14 protein-coding genes and 1 tRNA gene are annotated in these 16,331 nt (G+C 45.4%); 3 read left to right on the top strand and 12 right to left on the bottom strand.

What is annotated here, in order from left to right; genetic code table 11:
- Positions 1-129 precede the first annotated feature (129 nt).
- From hpxZ to QUA07_RS00415, 3 genes are all read right to left on the bottom strand, one after another.
- Positions 130-522, bottom strand: a complete 393-nt coding sequence (gene hpxZ / locus QUA07_RS00425) for an oxalurate catabolism protein HpxZ (protein WP_333321515.1) — start codon at positions 520-522, stop codon at positions 130-132.
- 91 nt (positions 523-613) lie between these two features.
- Positions 614-1,033: a peptidylprolyl isomerase gene (locus QUA07_RS00420; protein ID WP_190732048.1), complete on the bottom strand. Its 420-nt coding sequence runs from the start codon at positions 1,031-1,033 to the stop codon at positions 614-616.
- Positions 1,034-1,269: 236 nt separating this feature from the next.
- The gene (locus tag QUA07_RS00415; RefSeq protein WP_333321511.1) at positions 1,270-2,139 is read right to left on the bottom strand and encodes a prohibitin family protein; all 870 of its coding nucleotides are present in this window, start codon (positions 2,137-2,139) and stop codon (positions 1,270-1,272) included.
- 145 nt (positions 2,140-2,284) lie between these two features.
- Here QUA07_RS00415 and QUA07_RS00410 point away from each other — a divergent pair, with 145 nt between their 5' ends.
- Together QUA07_RS00410 and QUA07_RS00405 are read left to right on the top strand one after the other, a co-directional pair.
- A complete protein-coding gene (locus QUA07_RS00410; protein WP_333321507.1) occupies positions 2,285-3,076 on the top strand; it encodes an RNA ligase family protein in 792 nt (263 codons plus the stop codon).
- 15 nt (positions 3,077-3,091) lie between these two features.
- Complete coding sequence (locus tag QUA07_RS00405; RefSeq protein ID WP_333321503.1) at positions 3,092-4,252, top strand: AAA family ATPase; 1,161 nt, start codon at positions 3,092-3,094, stop codon at positions 4,250-4,252.
- Positions 4,253-4,286: 34 nt separating this feature from the next.
- Here the strand turns inward: QUA07_RS00405 and QUA07_RS00400 are convergent, their stop codons facing one another.
- The 3 genes from QUA07_RS00400 to QUA07_RS00390 all read right to left on the bottom strand — a co-directional run bounded on the left by QUA07_RS00400 (position 4,287) and on the right by QUA07_RS00390 (position 6,606).
- The gene (locus QUA07_RS00400; protein ID WP_333321499.1) at positions 4,287-4,967 is read right to left on the bottom strand and encodes an HAD family hydrolase; all 681 of its coding nucleotides are present in this window, start codon (positions 4,965-4,967) and stop codon (positions 4,287-4,289) included.
- Between the two features lie 235 nt (positions 4,968-5,202).
- Positions 5,203-5,412, bottom strand: a complete 210-nt coding sequence (locus tag QUA07_RS00395; RefSeq protein ID WP_333321496.1) for an acetyltransferase — start codon at positions 5,410-5,412, stop codon at positions 5,203-5,205.
- 27 nt (positions 5,413-5,439) lie between these two features.
- A complete protein-coding gene (locus QUA07_RS00390) occupies positions 5,440-6,606 on the bottom strand; it encodes a zinc-dependent alcohol dehydrogenase (RefSeq protein WP_333219036.1) in 1,167 nt (388 codons plus the stop codon).
- Between the two features lie 660 nt (positions 6,607-7,266).
- Between QUA07_RS00390 and mutS the strand changes: the two genes are divergently transcribed.
- Positions 7,267-9,894, top strand: coding sequence for a DNA mismatch repair protein MutS (gene mutS / locus QUA07_RS00385; RefSeq protein WP_333321493.1), 2,628 nt, complete (start codon positions 7,267-7,269; stop codon positions 9,892-9,894).
- A 193-nt stretch (positions 9,895-10,087) separates the two neighbouring features.
- Here the strand turns inward: mutS and QUA07_RS00380 are convergent, their stop codons facing one another.
- From QUA07_RS00380 to QUA07_RS00355, 6 genes are all read right to left on the bottom strand, one after another.
- A complete protein-coding gene (locus tag QUA07_RS00380; protein WP_333321491.1) occupies positions 10,088-10,798 on the bottom strand; it encodes a hypothetical protein in 711 nt (236 codons plus the stop codon).
- A 29-nt stretch (positions 10,799-10,827) separates the two neighbouring features.
- A complete protein-coding gene (locus QUA07_RS00375) occupies positions 10,828-11,505 on the bottom strand; it encodes an actin-binding WH2 domain-containing protein (RefSeq protein ID WP_333321489.1) in 678 nt (225 codons plus the stop codon).
- 427 nt (positions 11,506-11,932) lie between these two features.
- Positions 11,933-12,003 (bottom strand) — tRNA-Gly (locus tag QUA07_RS00370).
- Between the two features lie 163 nt (positions 12,004-12,166).
- Positions 12,167-14,146: an excinuclease ABC subunit UvrC gene (uvrC, locus tag QUA07_RS00365; protein ID WP_333321487.1), complete on the bottom strand. Its 1,980-nt coding sequence runs from the start codon at positions 14,144-14,146 to the stop codon at positions 12,167-12,169.
- 116 nt (positions 14,147-14,262) lie between these two features.
- A complete protein-coding gene (locus QUA07_RS00360; protein WP_333321485.1) occupies positions 14,263-15,015 on the bottom strand; it encodes an amino acid ABC transporter ATP-binding protein in 753 nt (250 codons plus the stop codon).
- Between the two features lie 72 nt (positions 15,016-15,087).
- Positions 15,088-16,287 carry an amino acid ABC transporter permease gene (locus QUA07_RS00355; RefSeq protein ID WP_333321483.1) on the bottom strand — a complete coding sequence of 400 codons (1,200 nt, stop codon included), beginning with the start codon at positions 16,285-16,287 and terminating at the stop codon, positions 15,088-15,090.
- Positions 16,288-16,331 lie beyond the last annotated feature (44 nt).

Genomic DNA, 16,331 nt, shown 5'->3' with positions numbered 1-16,331 from the left:
ACAAGACAGAGAGAGGCACTAATAGTAAAGGAAAAAAAGAATATCTGCCGAATTAAATGGCTCCACAATAATCAAATTCAAATACCGACTGGGGAAATTATTTCACCTTGATTGGAGGTGTGTCACCGCTCATCCCTCCAGTGGCAAAAAAGAAACGTGAGCGGAAACAATCTTCCATCCTTGAGGAAACTTCCGCCACATCTGACTCTGCCGCCCCAGCCGCACCACTCCATCCATTACACGGCGAAATTCCAGCGTCACAGCCGCCGTGTCTCCATCGAAAGTCACGACTTTGAGGTTGAACATTTCTCGATCGACATTTACAGGCGATCGTCCTTTGCGAAAAGCCCTCACCTCATCGCTCCCGTAGAGGTTCTCCGTCACCCCAAACCGCACGACTTCCGGCGCATCCCAGAACAAATTATCGAGAGTTTCAATATCATTCGTACAAAGAGCTTTTTCGTATTTTAAATATAGTTCAGTTAACTCAGTCACCACAGCATAATCATTGATAACCGTCATAAATTTGAGATTTTAAAACTCTTAAATTTCACACGTTTTGTTTGCAATAAGGACTAAATTCCTTATTGCAAACGCAACTAATTAGAGAAAATTAATGCTCAATTTTGAGCGAGATAATCTTGTCACCTTGGCGGATAGCATTGACGACAGACATATCCTCAGTTTTGCCAAAAGTTGTGTGAACTCCATCTAGATGAGACTGAGGAGAATGGCAAATAAAGAATTGGCTGCCACCCGTATCGCGGCCTGCGTGAGCCATCGATAAAGTTCCTGCCAAATGTTTGTTGGAGTTAATTTCGCACTTGATTTTGTAGCCGGGGCCGCCCGTTCCATTGCCTTTTGGACAGCCACCTTGAATCATAAAGTTAGGAATGACTCGGTGAAAGGACAATCCATCGTAAAAACCTTTTTCCGCCAAGTCAACAAAATTCTTCACTGTGTTAGGCGCATCCGCATCGAACAATTCCAAATTGATTGTGCCTTTGTCGGTTTCCATAATAGCGCGGGTCATGATTTCTCCTGGCTTCCTAAAATGAGTGTGTTGCCTGCGTGTTAATTGCGGACTTCGCTTTTATAACAACAGGTTTTAAACTGTCGTTATATTGTGGCTTTCAGAAGTGTAGCATATTCCCGCAACTCTCATAGGACTTATGTGCGCTTTCTGAGGAAACTCGGTTTATTGCGAGATTTATGGTTAGCAAAGCCCATATTTTCGGAGACACCGAGCTTGTTACCCTCAGCCATATTTTAATTGTTGGTCACTTGCGGGCGATCGGGTTCTTCCTGAATATCGCTCATATTAAAAATGAAAGGAACCCGACTCGAACCTGCGCCCATAACCAGCACTTTTGGCATCTGAGCCCCGCCGCTTCTCCAAGCTTCGATCGCCTCTTTTTGCAGAACTAAATCACCGCCCTGAGCCTTCAAAGTTTCAGCCAAAAGTCTTTGAGCTTCTGCCCTACCTTGAGCGCGGTTAATGTCAGCTTGAGCCTGTTGTTCTGCTTCCTGAGCCACATAAACAGCTCTTTGCGCCCGCTGTTCAGCAACCTGTTTCTCTTCAACCGCTTTCGCAAAATCTGTGGAGAATCGAATGTTAACAACGCTCGTATCGAGTACGATGACATCATACTTGGATAGCCTTTCCTTCAGCGCAGTATCAAAGTCTCGCTTCAGTTCACTTCTTTGAGTAATAGATTGTTCGGCGGTTCTCAGTGCAGCGGCTGTTTTAAATGCTTCTTGCGTCTGAGGAGCAATAATTTTTGAGACTATATTCTCCAAAGTTCCTTGAGTCCTTCTGATCTCCACTATTTTCTCAGGATCGAGGCGAAAGTTGATGGCAAAACTGGCATTTAAATCCTGAAGGTCTTTAGTAGCACTCTGGGCGGGAACTTCAAATTTTTGCACTGTTACATCGTACACATCTACCTTGGATATTAGCGGGGGTCTGAGGTGAAACCCCTCTAACAATGCTCCATCTGTGGCTTTTCCTAAAACGCTGACAACGCCTGCTTCGCCTGGATTGATGACGACAAAAGAGTTTAAGGCGATGAGTAGCGCGCCTACTAATAGAATCCCAGCGAGTGCTGATGATATGCTCTGGAAACTTTGATTTTTCAACTTACACGCTCCTTTGTGCTCATTCCATTATAATGGTTAAATAGATTCGATCGCCTCTAAATTATAAAATCTCAAATCTAAAATTACTACAATCTAAAATGGATGGGGTCGCCTCTAAAGTCTCAAATCTCAAAGGGATTGGCTGATGGTCAAAATTGTTAAATATCCTCGAACTTATCACATCGAAGGTTCGCGTTTCCAGCCGGGTGATGAAGACCTCGACAGCGTGCCATTTAGCGCCCTGAGCGATCGCCCGACAGTGATTGAAGAAAAGGTAGACGGCGCTAATACAGGCATCAGCTTCGCACCAGATGGACAAATGCTGCTGCAAAGTCGCGGCCACTATCTCACCGGCGGGCCGAGGGAAAAACATTTTAACTTATTCAAACAGTGGGCTTTCAGTCTTAGCGGAACCCTGGGAGAAGTGCTGGGAAATCGCTACATTCTTTACGGGGAATGGCTTTATGCCAAACACACTGTTTTTTATGATTTTTTGCCGCACTATTTTATGGAATATGACGTGCTGGACTTAGAAAAAAATCAATTTTTGAGTACAGAATCCCGCCGCAAGTTGTTAAGCGGACTGCCGTTGGTGTCAGTTCCCGTGCTGTTTTCGGGAGTGCTGAAATCTCCCAAGCAAATGATGCAGTTTATGGAAAAATCTAATTTTATTCAACCGGGGCATTTGGAGCGCTTGGGTTTGTACAGTCGGGAATTGGGATTAGATGAAGAACGGTGTTTGAAAGAGACTGACAAGAGTGAGATTATGGAAGGTCTGTACATTAAAATCGAAGAAGATGGCATAGTAAAGGCGCGTTATAAATACGTGCGTGCCAGCTTTTTGACGGCTATTAAAAATGCCGAGGGACATTGGCTAAATCGCCCAATTATACCCAATATTCTGCGTCCAGGTGCAGATTTATTTAATTTTAGTTAACCAGCAGGTGAATTTATGAATGCACTGTTATCGCCATCGGCAACTTGGACTTTTCCCTTTTGTCCCCAACCGCCCGATTGGTTTCTGGATTGGGAGAGCATTCAAAATCATTTCGATTGGATTCAAAACTTAAAAGGATGTCAGCAAGACCCGATTTATCACGCCGAAGGAGACGTTTTAATTCATACTAAAATGGTCTGCGAAGCATTAATCTCATCCCCAAATTGGCGGCAACTTCCCGAAAAAGAACGATCGATACTTTTTGCCGCCGCTTTGCTGCACGATGTCGCCAAACCAGCCTTTACAAAAATAGAAGCCGACGGCAGAATTAGCTCAAAAGGTCACGCCCGCCAAGGTGCGAGAATGGTCAGACAAATTTTATCCCAATTCGAGCCGCCTGTGCAGTTTGAGATTCGCGAAACAGTTGTGGCGATCGTCCAATTCGGCAGTTTACCCATCTGGCTGATCGACAAACCCAACCCGCAGCAGTCTGTAATTAAAGTTAGTCAAGTTGTCCGCTGCGATTTCCTCGCACTTTTAGCCGAAGCAGACGTGCGCGGCCGACAGTGTAGCGACAGACAAGAATTGCTCGATAAAATAGAACTATTTCGGGAGTTTTGTCAAGAAAATAATTGTTTGGATTCTCCCCGACAATTTCCATCAGCACACAGCAGATTTATCTACTTCCGCAAAGAGAACGGCAACCCGGATTACGAAGCATTTGACGATACTCGATGCGAAGTAATTTTGATGTCTGGCTTGCCAGGAAGCGGTAAAGATTATTGGATTCGGAAAAATCTGCCAGATTTGCCAGTAATCTCGCTGGATGCACTGCGAAAAGAGATGAATGTGCCTCCCAACGAGACACCTGGGAATGTGGTGACAGCAGCCAAACAAAGAGCGCGCGAATATATAAATGAGGGGCGTTCTTTTGTGTGGAACGCCACGAATACAACTAAACAAATGCGGCAGCAATTAATTAATTTTTTTGCTGCTTATCAAGCGCGAATTCACATTGTTTATCTGGAAGTACCTCTAGAAGAAATATGGCAGCGGAATCGATCGCGCACAGCAACAGTACCGGAAGCAGTCATTCGGAAATTAGCGGCGCGCCTGGATATTCCAGATATCACAGAAGCCCATCAGGTAGAGTGGATTGTGAGCGATCGCACTTAATAGTGGCAATCCACCCGCTAGTGCTCCTATTTCATCAACGCGCTACCAATTCCCTTTTCCCTAAAATGGAATCGTCATAATGCGCCAACAAATCCGCAGGGTGATCGTAAATTGCCGCAGCATTTGCCAGCGAAGCATCATCGAAACCTCCGCACCTAAAAGCAATTACTGGCACCCCGCACTTGCCCGCAGCTTCGACATCGTAAGGAGTATCAGCTAACATCACAGTCTGACTCGCTTCCATCTGCAATTTGCTCAAAGCAGCTTCCACAATATCCGGTTCCGGTTTAGAAGCTTCCGCATCGCTAGATGTCGCCGCTTGATCCAATAAATCGTCAACTTGTGCAGCTTTCAGCAAACCGGAAAGTTCTTCAGTGGTAGCTGAAGTAGCAATAATTAGCCGCAATCCTTCTTGCTGCATTTTTAACAGCAAATCCCGCGAACCGGGGGTTGGAGAAAGTTCTGGAGAAAAGCGGTTAATAATCAGTTCTTTGCGCCGCTGTGCAATCTTTTTCCCGTCGCCTTCTTCGTCGGAAAGTCCTGATACCATTTTGGGTATAACTTTGTCCCCTCCCATGCCAATTAGCGGGCGAATTTTCTCAAACGGCACCTCGTAGCCGTAAGCCGCAAATGACTCTACCCAAGCTTGAGCGTGGGCGTCATTGCTGAGCGTCAGAGTACCGTCAATATCGAGAATTACTGCTTGCAATTCCATAAGTTATTTGCTGTTACTTATTAGACTTATTCCAAAAAAATATTTTGTAGTAAAAACTTTAGTCCATAATTATTTAATTAGTCAATCGGGGACTGAAGTCTCCACTACGCACTTTTAGACAGGGACTTCCGTCTCAGAGCAATTTTTCGGGGTAAGCTGACACCTATGTGCCCTGTTCCTACCCCTAGCTTTCCCCTCCCCCCCTTGTTAAGGGGGATAGGGAGAATCAGTTGAATCAATGAGTTTGATAATTTTCCTCAGTCCAGCAGCGCGGCAGAGTTTCACCGGAAGGAAACACTAAATTACTTTTTGCAAAAGTTGCTTTATCTTGCTCTTCCTGACCAGCTTGATTTTTTCCCGGCACTTCTTGTTTTGTAGGGCTAATTAAAGCATCTACATCGAGGATTTCTATCAAGTCGCCTGATTCTTTTTCTTGTAAAAGCATAGTTTCTCCTTGTCAATTGAATGCGAGTTAGGGTTTGAGGACAACTTTGATGCAGTTGTCTTTTTTGTTGAGGAAAATCTCGTAGGCGTGGGGCGCTTCATCCAATTTCATTCGGTGCGTAATTACGAATGACGGGTCAATTTCGCCTTTTTGAACGCGATCGAGCAAAGGCCGCAAATAGCGGTGAACGTGCGTTTGTCCCATTTTCAGGGTCAAGCCTTTGTTGAAAGCTGCACCTAGGGGCACTTTGTCAACAAAGCCGCCGTAAACGCCGGGAATTGAGACTGTGCCGCCTTTGCGGCAAGCTACGATCACTTGTCGCAGGGCGGTGGGTCGATCGGTCTCCAAGCGCACGGCTTGCTTAGCTTTGTCGTACAAAGCGTCGAGGCCGGTGCCGTGGGCTTCCATTCCCACAGCGTCGATGCAAGAGTCGGGTCCGCGTCCCCCCGTCATTTCAGTGACGGCTTCCCCGGCGTCCATTTCTTCGTAGTTGATGATTTCAGCTTTGGCCGCGGCCGCCATTTGCAAGCGTTCCGGTACGCGGTCGATCGCAATTACTCGCTCGGCCCCCAGCATAAACGCGCTTCTGATCGCAAATTGTCCGACGGGCCCGCATCCCCACACAGCTACAGTATCCCCCGGCTGAATGTTGCAGTTTTCGGCCGCCATGTAACCGGTAGGAAAGATATCGGTGAGGAACAATACTTGTTCGTCCGAAAGTCCGTCGGGAATTTTTAAAGGGCCGACATCTGCAAACGGAACCCGCGCGTATTCTGCTTGACCTCCTGCATAGCCGCCCGTTAAATGCGAGAAGCCAAACAGTCCTGCAGGCGAATGACCGTAGAGTTTTTCAGCCAATCCTGCATTGGGGTTGGAGTTGTCGCACAGCGACCACAGATCGCGGTTGCAAAAGAAGCAACTACCGCAAGAAATAGTAAAAGGAATGACGATGCGATCGCCCTTTTTTAAGTTCTTGACTTCGCTGCCGAGTTCGACTACTTCCCCCATGAATTCGTGACCCATGATGTCGCCCGATTGCATTGTCGGGATGTAGCCGTTATAAAGGTGCAAATCTGAGCCGCAGATGGCTGTAGACGTTATTTTAACTATGGCATCGCGCGGATTGATAATTGTTGGGTCTGGTACATTATCAACTCGCACATCATTTGCTCCGTGCCAGCAAAGAGCTTTCATTATTTTTTTCCTCTAGTTAACTACTAGCTAGCAAATTTTTGATTCTAAATCTTACCTTTACTAAGCTGATAAATTACTCGCTTGGATGTTTTTAATTTTAAGCATATAAAATATATTTTCTCTCTATCCAAGGTATAATTTATAAATCTATCTTCCGGCTGTTTTCAATACCAAAAATGTCAAGTTTATGCCCCTAAAGTGCGGGAAATTTAACATTATTCTGTTAATCGCCAACAGTTATAGCAACCACGCCCGACGGTTAGGACGTTGTTAATTGCTAAAATCCTTGCGGAAGATTGCAACTTCGGTCTTGGTTCAACATCCGCTAGAACAGCTAATAACGAGATGGATGAGGTTGTTTTTGTCGATCGGCGATCCCTCCCCTCTCACAATTAATAAAATTTTCGCGCTTAATCTCACTAAAGCGGTGTAATGGCTCACATTAGATAAGTAGCGACCTAAAACTTTTCAACTAAAAGCGGGTTTATCGATTATTAAGTAGGGTGCGTGACTTTTGTATAGCTCAACACTCTTCACCAATATTGACAATCACGCACCCTGCTTAAGGAGGATTAATCGTCAAATATTGTATATTAGTTATAGCTAAAAGCCGAGCTTGCGCTAAAGTTGTTAAAGATTAAAATTTATCGATAGCCTTTTATGCCTTACACTGCATCTACCCCAACAGACCCCAATCAACCCAACATCCGCAATGCCGACCACCGCCTACTAGAATTCACCAAGCTGACGCCGATGATGCAGCGGTATGTGGAAGTGAAAGAACAGTATCCCCACGCACTTTTATTGTTTCGAGTCGGAGATTTTTTTGAGTGTTTTTTCCAAGATGCAGTTACGATTTCGCGGGAATTAGAACTTGTTTGTACGAGTAAAGAAAGCGGCAAGGAAATCGGCAGAGTGCCGATGACAGGAGTGCCGCACCACGCCCTCGATCGCTACACTTCAATGTTAGTAGAAAAAGGCTATGCAGTGGTAGTTTGTGACCAAGTTGAAGATGCCTCGATAGCTGCTAAAGAAGGTCGCCAAGTCAAGCGCGAAATTACCCGCATTCTCACTCCCGGAACTTTGACTGATGACGGAATGCTCAAACCCAGACAAAATAATTTTTTAGCAGCAGTCGTCATAGCTGGGGAACATTGGGGATTGGCTTATACAGATATTTCTACGGGAGAATTCGTCACTACTCAAGCAGACAGTTTAGAACAATTAACCCTAGAATTGCTGCGCTTGCAGCCTTCGGAAGTCTTGATACCGACTAATGCGCCGGATTTGGTGACTATGTTGAGGCCCGGAGAGAAATCCGAGCATTTACCGGAGTGTTTGCCGAATTCGTTTTGCTATTCTTTGCGATCGCAAATTCCGTTTAGTTTGTCCGAAGCAAAACAGAGAATCCTGCAAAAGTTCAAAGTGCGATCGCTAGAAGGTATGGGATGCGCGCACCTTTCCCTCGCAGTCCGCGCCGCCGGCGGCTTGTTGCAATATCTCGAAGAAACTCAAAAGGAAAAAGCAGTTTCTTTGCAAAGATTGCACACTTACACTCTCACCGATTTTCTCATCCTCGACTACCAAACCCGCCGCAATCTCGAAATTACTCAAACAGTGAGAGATGGGGTTTTTCACGGTTCGCTGCTGTGGGCTATAGACAAAACCAGCACCGCAATGGGAGGCCGCGCTTTGCGCCGCTGGGTGCTGCAACCTTTGCTCAGCATTAAAGGCATTTGCGCCCGACACGACACGATTCAAGAATTAGTAGAAAATAACGCCCTGCGCCAAGATTTGCAGCAGTTGCTGCGGCAAATTTACGACATCGAAAGACTGACAGGCCGCGCCGGTTCAGGAACAGCTAGCGCGCGGGATTTGGTCGCTTTAGCTGATTCTCTCTCGAAACTGCCGACATTAGCCTCGATCGCAGCCCAAGGACGATCGCCCTATTTGAAAGCGCTGCAAAATGTACCGCCAATTCTAGAAGAATTAGCAACTAAAATTCACGCTCATTTAGTTGATGAACCGCCGATTCATTTAAAAGAAGGAGGTTTGATTCGAGCCGGAATCAATGCCATGCTAGATGAAATGCGCCACACTGCCTCAGCCGACCAAGAATGGATTGCAAATTTAGAAGCTACTGAGAGAAAACGCACCGGAATTTCTAATTTAAAAGTTGGCTACAATAAAGCTTTCGGCTATTACATCAGCATTACCAAATCGAAAGTAGACCAAGTGCCGAACGACTACACCCGCAAGCAAACTCTCACCAATGAAGAACGTTATAGCACTGAAGAATTAAAAGAAAGGGAGGTGCGGATTCTGACAGCGCGGGAAGATTTAAATCAATTGGAATACGATATTTTTGCTCAAGTGCGATCGGAGGTAGGAGAACACGCCGAAATTATTCGCAACGTTTCCCGCGCCGTGGCTGCGGCCGATGTTTTGTGCGGTTTGTCAGAAGTAGCAGTTTACCAGAATTACTGCCGCCCGACTATGACAGAAAGTCGGGAAATTAAAATTATTGAAGGTTGTCATCCTGTGGTGGAAAAGTCTTTGCCGCCGGGATTTTTTGTACCTAATTCTGCTTTTTTGGGTCGGGAAGAATCGTTAAACCGCCCAGATTTAATTATTTTAACCGGGCCGAATGCTAGCGGGAAAAGCTGCTACTTGCGGCAGGTGGGTTTGATCCAGTTAATGGCGCAGATGGGTAGTTTTGTGCCGGCGAAAGCTGCGAGTTTGGGAATTTGCGATCGCATTTTTACCCGCGTCGGTGCAGTAGATGATTTGGCAACGGGTCAATCTACGTTTATGGTGGAAATGAACGAAACTGCCAATATTCTCAATCACGCCACGCCGCAATCATTGGTTTTGTTAGATGAAATTGGCAGGGGAACGGCGACGTTTGACGGACTTTCGATTGCTTGGTCTGTAGCAGAATATTTAGCAACTGAGATTCGGGCGCGGACAATTTTTGCGACTCACTATCACGAATTGAATGAGTTAGCTTCTATTTTAGATAATGTCGCCAATTATCAGGTGACAGTGAAAGAATTGCCTGATCAAATCATATTTTTGCACCAAGTTCAGCCGGGCGGTGCTGACAAATCTTACGGAATTGAAGCGGGGAGATTGGCCGGTTTACCGCCGTCGGTTATTGACAGGGCGAGACAGGTGATGAAGCAGATTGAGAAACATAGCAAAATTGCGATCGGGCTGCGGAAAGGTGTTAAAAAAAATGGTAGAAAAGAGTCGGAGGGCGAACAGTTGGATATTTTTGATGATTGAAATTTCCGGTGGTAAAAAAAGTTTGTAGTAACTTCTATATTGCACCATTTTCAATCAGCCTTTCAGGGGCGGGCAGGATGCCCACCCCCCAATAAAATTTAATTTTTGTGGCACAGGCATCCTGCCTGTTCTTGAGCATGGTGGAATATCTCAGTTACTACTTTTACAACAAACCAGGAACGCTGCAACAACTCTAACGCCCATTTTGCAACTTTCTTACCTCTTTGTGTACGCTCATCCCAATTTCCAAAGCCTCATTTAGCAACCGCCCGTATTCAGTAGCCCGATCGCTCACCTCCACCGCCATCAAAGCAGCTAAATTACTTTCAATATTAGCAAATAGCTCGTAACGGCGGCCGATAAATTGCTGATTTTCCCTGAGTATTCTTTCTGTTTTCAAAGCACAGACTAAACTTTCTCTAGTAATTTTTAATGCTTCAATTGCATCTCCTCGGTTAATTAAATTGGCTTGTAAATTGCCAGCAGCCGTTAGGCGATCGATAATATCTAAAGCCTGAATCACCTCATGATACTTCTCAACTTCATCCAGCAGACCCGCCAGCGTTGCCAGAGGCTTGCCCTTAACCCATTTATAGATATTCCAAGCAACAGTAATCGCCAGGGACAAACCCAAAGTTAGTTGTACAACACGGACAAATATCTCTGAATCGCTAAATAAACCAACATAATGTTTATTAGCCAGTAAAGCAACAGGCAGCGAAACAACTAATGTCACGCAAAATATCAGCAACTCATTCACCAAAAGAGAAAATAGCTTTTTGCCGTCCCGGAGTGCAGCAGGTCGGTAAAAATCCGCTGCAAAACCGTCGCTCAAAGCTATTCCACTCAAATCCTCCAACTCCTTCTCAGAAATTTTTAACTGTTCCAAATCCGCTTGTATCACTCTTCAAAATCTCCTTTAATTGGGATTAATTACGATCCTCCCAGAGACATAATTGATTGCCACAGACTCATATAAAAATTGCTTTCTCGGTCTCGGAACAGTTGAAAAGCCATTCCCGGCGACCCCAAAAACGGTCTCAGCGTCCATCCCAACTGAGTCCCAACAAACGCATAAAGTCCCAACCAAAAGCGCAAAATATTTAGCCTGATGTCTTTGCCTTCCGCATCTTGTTCTGAAAGAAAGTGCATTCCTTGATAAATGAAACTTACTCCCAAAAATCCTGTGATTGCCATGATAGCAACATTCAGCAACAGATAAAAATTGTAATTGGTACTGCTTATGAGGAAAAACAAACTAACAGGTGCAAATCCAAACAGCAAAACGCTAATCATCGCCATCGCTGTCATCAACAATGTCAAATACTGTTCAAAAGTTCGTTTAGAACCAAACATGACATTAAAAAAGTACAGTGTGGGAAAGCAGATAATCAGCGTCAGCAAGTAAAGTGCTGGCAACTTAATTGCTGAAACTAGACATTGCATCCACGTACTAGAGGCACCTAATATCGCTCCGTAAATGCCAAAAAATACGGTACTAGAAATCAACAAACCGAAAATTTTAGATTTGAGCTTGATACCTTGGCGAATTTCTTCGAGAAATTGTTGCCGTTCCCGCAGCAAATACATTACTACTGAAAAATATTTCACGGGCTCTCCTTGTGACTGATGCGACTCCGAATCAGTCATAACTCAAGCTGAGTTCGATCGGCAATCTTGTCAAACCAGGGTACTCTATGTTAACCAATTATTCTTGTAACCAGCTCACCACAAGCTCACAGGTGGAGGCGTTTTGAGAGATACTTACAAAGCTAAACGGCTCAAACTGAATACAGGTATGCTTTGTATTCAATTTGTATTCATTTGTCTCCAAATTGTCTCCACAAAGGGCGATCGGGTAGTCATTGGATACTCAGTTGATACTCAGTTTGGTCGTTCCGTAGTCAAATCTTAGTCATTTTGTATCCAATTTGTATCCAATTTCTAGTCAATCCGACCCCTCGACAACCCAGAAAATTAGCTATAAAAAACCTCAAACCGTTGATTTATCGTTGGTTTGAGGTTTTTTATAGAAGTAAGCGGGCAGCGGGAATCGAACCCGCATAGTTAGCTTGGAAGGCTAAAGTTTTACCACTAAACTATGCCCGCGCACAGAAACTAAACATACCACAAGTCTCTGGGGATTGCAAGAGGCCTGTGCAAAATTTTTGAAGACCTCCCTCACAGTGGGTGAATCGGGGGCTGAATTGGGACTTACTCGCCGATCGCCCCCTGGCCCCAAAAATCCCCGTCTCCCATGCTGCGTAAGACTTTACGGGTGGAAATAATCGTAAATTTGCTGCGCCAGACGCGGGCCAATCCCAGAAACTTCTGCCAACTGTTCGGGAGTCGCTAAACGGAGATAGTCGATCGACCGAAAATGTGCCAACAATTGTTTTTGTCGGTGGTGTCCCAATCCGGGAATTTCATCAAGGCGCGATCGCTTCATTCTCTCGCTTCTTCGATCGCGGTGAAAACTCACAGCAAATCTGTGCGCCTCATCCCGCACCCGGCGCAATAATTGTACCCCAGGCTGCTCAGAATTAGTTTGCAGCGGCAAAGATTCCCCCGGCAAAAATATCTCCTCTCGCTGCTTTGCCAAACTGACAACGCGCAACTCTTCTAGCAAATTCATTTCCCGCAAAACAGCCACAACTGCTGACAGTTGACCTTTGCCGCCATCTATCATAATTAAGTCTGGTTTGTCGGAAATAGTAGGAGAAACCGAGGATAAATGGCTGATTTCTGCGGGTTCTTCTAAATCGCTAAATCCATCTTCCCTCTTCCCTGTTTCTTCTTCCTTCAATCCTCGGAATCGGCGACCGATAACTTCTGCTAAACTAGCAAAATCATCAGAATGACCCGATTTTATTTCAGGATTTTTAATTTTGTAATGGCGGTAGTGTTGATTGGCCGGTAAACCGTCAATAAATACGACGCGGGAAGCTACGGCGTCAGAACCTTGAATGTGAGAAATATCGTAACCTTCAATGCGGCGAGGAACTTCTGGCAAATCGAGAATTTCTGCTAAATCTTCCATTGCTTGAGAATTGCGATCGCTCAATCTTTGCATTCTCGCCAATTCATACTCAGCATTGCGTTCCACCATCTCAATCAACTCAGCCTTAGTTTGCCGCTGCGGGGTCAAAATCGTAACTTTTCGTCCCTTACGGTTGCTCAACCAATCCGCTAATATTTCCGCTTCTGGCAATTCGTACTGCACTGAAATTTCGCTGGGAATTTCTACGGATTCGACATTTTGATAGTGTTCTTCCAACACCCGCTGTAAAATCGCTCCGGCCTCTACCCCCCCCGATTGTAGGGGCGGTGCCCCCGTGCCCGCCCTGGGTTGGGGAGGTATTTCCGCCATAAATCCCAATCTTCCGACCAATTGACCGGCCCGAATTTGGAACAATTGAACGCAAGCGTGCTGACTATCGGCCGCAAGTGCGATCGCATCTCTGGAAACCGTATCGTCGGGCAAAGACACTTTCTGACCCGCACTTAAAGACTGCAAACCCTTAATTTGGTCGCGAATGCGCGCCGCCGTTTCAAAGTTTAAATCTTCGGCTGCCTCTTCCATTTGGGGCTGCAAAATATTGAGCAATTCCTCAGTTCTTCCCTGGAAAATCATCGCTACTTTTTGGATGATTTTTCGATATTCTTCCGGCGAAGTTAACCCTTGACAAACGCCAACGCAGCGGCCGATGTCGTAGTTCAAACAGGGACGGTCTTTAAACAGCGGTTGAGGGCGCTGCCGCAGCGGGAAAATCCGCTTAATTAAATGCAGCGTACTCCGCAGCGCCCCTGTATCGACGTAAGGGCCGTAGTAGCGGTCTTTTGCACTACCTGCGCGGCGTTTGCGGGTGATAAAAATGCGCGGGTATTCCTCCGACCAAGTTATGCACAAATAAGGATATTTTTTATCATCTTTGAGGAGGACATTAAAGTAAGGTTGGTGCTGTTTTACGAGGTTTGCTTCTAACGCTAAAGCTTCCGCTTCGGTGTCGGTGGCGATGAATTCAATTTCGCGCACTTGCTGCACCATCATCGCAATGCGGGGACTAAGATTTTGGCTTTCGCGGAAGTAGGAACGGACGCGGTTTCGGAGTTTTTTGGATTTGCCGATGTAAAGGATGCGATCGCTCTCATCGCGCATTAAATATACACCAGGAACCGCCGGAATTTCTTTGAGGCGACTTTCTAGGCGTTCCGAGTCTTTAACTAACGGCAGAGTTTTTGTGGATGGCATTGCAAGCTATCTCAGCAAAATAGAGACTGATTGTACACTCTTTTATTTTACCTTAATTAGGTCGATTTTGACTGCTGCTACCGTCGCCAAACCCACCGATTAAACTTGAGAATCAATTACAATATCTGAGATAAAAACTTGCGAGTGCGTTCTTCCTTCGGATTCTGAAAAAACTCTTCTGGCTTCGCTTCTTCCACTAAAACGCCACCATCCATCAATACAATGCGATCGGCAACTTCGCGCGCAAACCCGACTTCGTGAGTCACCACCACCATTGTAATTCCAGTTTGAGCCAAATTTCGCATTACATCTAACACTTCCCGCACCATTTCCGGGTCTAATGCTGATGTCGGTTCATCAAACAGCATAATTTTAGGCTGCATGGCTAGAGAACGTGCAATAGCGACCCGCTGCTGCTGTCCTCCAGACAACTGTCCGGGATATTTTTTTGCTTGTTCCAAAATTCCAACTCTTTCTAACAGTTGCATCGCCACTTCTTCGGCTTTTTTCTTCGGCCAGCGGCGCACCCATACTGGCGCTAGCATGACGTTTTGCAAAACTGATAAGTGGGGAAACAGGTTAAATTGCTGAAACACCATTCCTACTTCGCGGCGAATTGTCTCGATATTGCGTAAGTCGTGGGAAAGTTCGATTCCGTCGATCGTAATTTTACCTTGTTGGTATTCTTCTAAGGCGTTGAATGTGCGAATAAACGTCGATTTTCCCGAACCGGATGGCCCCATCACGACAACGACTTCACCTCGGTTGACGGTCATGCTGACACCTCGCAGTACGTGAAATTGTCCGTACCACTTGTGGACGTTTTCTGCTACGATTACTTGTTCTGGGGCTGTTAGTTGAGTTTCCATATTTTTTTTATTTTTTAACCGCAGATAGAGGCAGATGAACGTTGATGAACGCTGATGAAAGTAGATGAGTTTTTAGCGCTGGCCTACTCCTAATGTTCGCTCTATTTTGCGGCTGGCTAGGGACATTGAGTAGCAAAATATCCAATAAATGATGCCGACGAATATGTAAACTTCGGCGTATCTGCCGATATAGGAAGGATTTGCTAAAACTGCGCGGGATATTCCGATTAATTCTAACATTCCGAATAGAGATAGTAGGGATGTATCCATGAATAATCCGATGAATTGACCGCCGATCGCCGGAATGACTATTCGCAGTGCTTGAGGCAGTACAATTAGAATTGTGAGTAGGGGTGTATTGAGTCCGATCGACCTTGCTGCTTCTATCTGTCCCCTGGGCACTGCCTGCAAGCCACCGCGCACGTTTTCTGCCAAGTATGCCGCACTAAATAACGTTAATCCAGCAATCGCTCTAATTACTCTATCCAATTTCGGATATTCGGGTGGCAAGAAGAGTTGCAGCATCACTTGACCTAAAAACAAAATGCCAATTAATGGTAAACCGCGAATAATTTCAATGTATAATGTTGATAACAGTCTTACAACTGGCAAAGAACTTTGTCTGCCGAGTGCTAGCAATACTCCCAAAGGAAAGGAAAGCACAATACTAATAACTGCTAAAAACAGCGTCAATACTAAACCGCCCCAATCATTTGTTGACACTTCGGACAAACCTAACCCGCCTTTAATTAGCCACAAAACTATTGGGAAGGAAAGAACCCAAATTGCAGGCATCCAGTCCATGATTTTTGGGTGAATTTGCCTGCCGATGACATAGCTGGCGGCGGCTGCGATAATAATTCCTAAGAGGTAGAGGCGAGAGGTTAGGTCGATCGGCGAAATGACCGCACCCACAACCGCAGCACCAAGTATAATTAGTAAAGGCGGATTCCAAAGACGTTCTTGCCGCTGAATATTTCCCCAAGTTAATCCTCCCAACAAGGCAATTATGGCCGTTACTATCCACAGCCGCCAGTAGGATTCGCGGGGAAATCTGCCGGCGAAAAATAGCGGCAAGTTAGCTTCTAATACGCGCCATTGAGCTTTTGTTGTTGCCCAAACGATAATTCCTTTAATAGTTTGGAAAGCGATAATTAGGCAAACTACCGTCAGAATGCTGTTGTACCAGGTACTAAATAAATTTTTGCGCGCCCAATTCCAAGGAGTAGGCGATTCGGTGGCTGGGGGCGGTAATATGGGGACAGTTTCCATATAGCGGTTTTCAATCCTATGACGTAGAGTAACAACCAGTTATT

The sequence above is a fragment of the Microcoleus sp. T3_A4 genome, from assembly GCF_036700465.1.
In the GTDB taxonomy this organism is placed as follows: domain Bacteria; phylum Cyanobacteriota; class Cyanobacteriia; order Cyanobacteriales; family Microcoleaceae; genus Microcoleus.
The sequence above is the reverse complement of the archived record's forward strand: the minus strand, read 5'-3'. Positions and strand labels throughout refer to the sequence as shown.

Excerpts from the sequence above, each read along its gene's own strand:
- hpxZ (WP_333321515.1), bottom strand. The coding sequence starts at position 522 with ATGACGGTTATCAATGATTATGCTGTGGTGACTGAGTTAACTGAACTA.
- QUA07_RS00420 (WP_190732048.1), bottom strand. The coding sequence starts at position 1,033 with ATGACCCGCGCTATTATGGAAACCGACAAAGGCACAATCAATTTGGAA.
- QUA07_RS00410 (WP_333321507.1), top strand. The coding sequence starts at position 2,285 with ATGGTCAAAATTGTTAAATATCCTCGAACTTATCACATCGAAGGTTCG.
- QUA07_RS00405 (WP_333321503.1), top strand. The coding sequence starts at position 3,092 with ATGAATGCACTGTTATCGCCATCGGCAACTTGGACTTTTCCCTTTTGT.
- QUA07_RS00400 (WP_333321499.1), bottom strand. The coding sequence starts at position 4,967 with ATGGAATTGCAAGCAGTAATTCTCGATATTGACGGTACTCTGACGCTC.
- QUA07_RS00395 (WP_333321496.1), bottom strand. The coding sequence starts at position 5,412 with ATGCTTTTACAAGAAAAAGAATCAGGCGACTTGATAGAAATCCTCGAT.
- QUA07_RS00390 (WP_333219036.1), bottom strand. The coding sequence starts at position 6,606 with ATGAAAGCTCTTTGCTGGCACGGAGCAAATGATGTGCGAGTTGATAAT.
- mutS (WP_333321493.1), top strand. The coding sequence starts at position 7,267 with ATGCCTTACACTGCATCTACCCCAACAGACCCCAATCAACCCAACATC.
- uvrC (WP_333321487.1), bottom strand. The coding sequence starts at position 14,146 with ATGCCATCCACAAAAACTCTGCCGTTAGTTAAAGACTCGGAACGCCTA.
- QUA07_RS00360 (WP_333321485.1), bottom strand. The coding sequence starts at position 15,015 with ATGGAAACTCAACTAACAGCCCCAGAACAAGTAATCGTAGCAGAAAAC.
- QUA07_RS00355 (WP_333321483.1), bottom strand. The coding sequence starts at position 16,287 with ATGGAAACTGTCCCCATATTACCGCCCCCAGCCACCGAATCGCCTACT.